Consider the following 1,332-nt stretch of genomic DNA (forward strand, 5'->3'; position numbering starts at 1 on the left):
AGAGAGTGAGGGAGAGGTTCGTTGAACTCACATCAGTTAAACCTTCTTTCTGCTCTCTACCATCTATCTGCCTTCTAATCTATAAACCCTTCCTTTCCAAGCACCGCCTCGTCCTTGCCAATAACGTAATGCGGAGTCGAGAGTCATCAATGTATACAGAAAGGCGATTATTGGTAAACAGAAGGCTAACCACAAAGGACATTGATAAAAGCGAACCATCGGTAAGTAAGCCAAACTCATTAGCAACCATGCTGATAAGCCTGTGAGTGCAACTAACCAATTTTCTGTCGAAGCACCGACAATCAAACCCAGAGGTGGAACTATATAAACTAAAATCATCCCGACTAGGGTTCCAACTAACAGCAACGGCGAATAGTGCAGTTGAGTAAAAGCAGTCCTCGCAACCATGTCCCAAATTGGAGATGGGGAGGGATAGGAACGTAGGCTGTGAGTTGAAGAACTGAGTCCTAGCCAGATTTTGGGGGAGTGCGGAGATGGGGAACTCGGGGCCCCCACTCCCCCAAGGGAGTGGGGATTAGGGGCAGTGGGGAGGTGGGAAGATGGGGATTTAACTGATTTGATAGCATGAGCAAGGGCGCAATCGTCAATTAATGCTTGCCGAATCACTCGTAAACCACCTATGCGCTTGAGTGCTGCTGTGCGAATTAGGATACAACCTCCTGCTGCTGCTGCTGTTGATTTTTGGGGATCATTTACCCAGCGAAAGGGATAGAGTTTTTGAAAGAAAAAGACAAAAGCTGGAATCAAAAGTTTTTCCCAAAAGTTTTCACATCTAAGTCGTACCATGAGGGAAACAAGGTCTAAATTTTCCTGTTCTGCCTTGGCAACAAGTTGACGTAGGTTGACTGGATCATGTTCAATATCTGCATCGGTAAGCAGCAAGTAATCTGGTTCGAGTATTGTTGTAGCTTTGTTAATACCTTGTTCCATTGCCCAGAGTTTGCCACTCCAACCAGGAGGTAATGCTTGGGCAGTAATAACATGCAATTGTTGGTTTTTATTTAAAGCTTGGGCAGTTTGTTGAGCAACTTCAGCAGTTCCATCTGTGCTGTGATCATCCACCAAAAATATCGTAAATGAACCTGGGTAGTTTTGGCAAAGGAGCGATCGCAATGTTTTTGGCAACAAATCTGCTTCGTTACGTGCTGGAATGACTGCACAAACTGATGGTAATTTTTCTAAGTGAGTTTCTGTGACTTCTAATTGTTGGTCTGTCTGCCAAAATTGCCCCCACAGAGTTAGTAATCCTATCCAAATTAATAAAGATACAATTACTATAGCTAGTTCAATTTTTTCCATAAATTAAGTTTA

General features: G+C 43.5%; 1 protein-coding gene. It reads right to left on the reverse strand.

All coding sequences use genetic code 11. The features are described 5' to 3' along the window. Positions 1–63: 63 nt before the first annotated feature. Positions 64–1,320: a glycosyltransferase gene (locus UYK_RS0118230; RefSeq protein ID WP_009453806.1), complete on the reverse strand. Its 1,257-nt coding sequence runs from the start codon at positions 1,318–1,320 to the stop codon at positions 64–66. Positions 1,321–1,332: the final 12 nt, after the last annotated feature.

Origin of the sequence: Fischerella thermalis PCC 7521, assembly GCF_000317225.1 — a bacterium.
Taxonomy (GTDB): Bacteria; Cyanobacteriota; Cyanobacteriia; order Cyanobacteriales; family Nostocaceae; genus Fischerella; species Fischerella thermalis.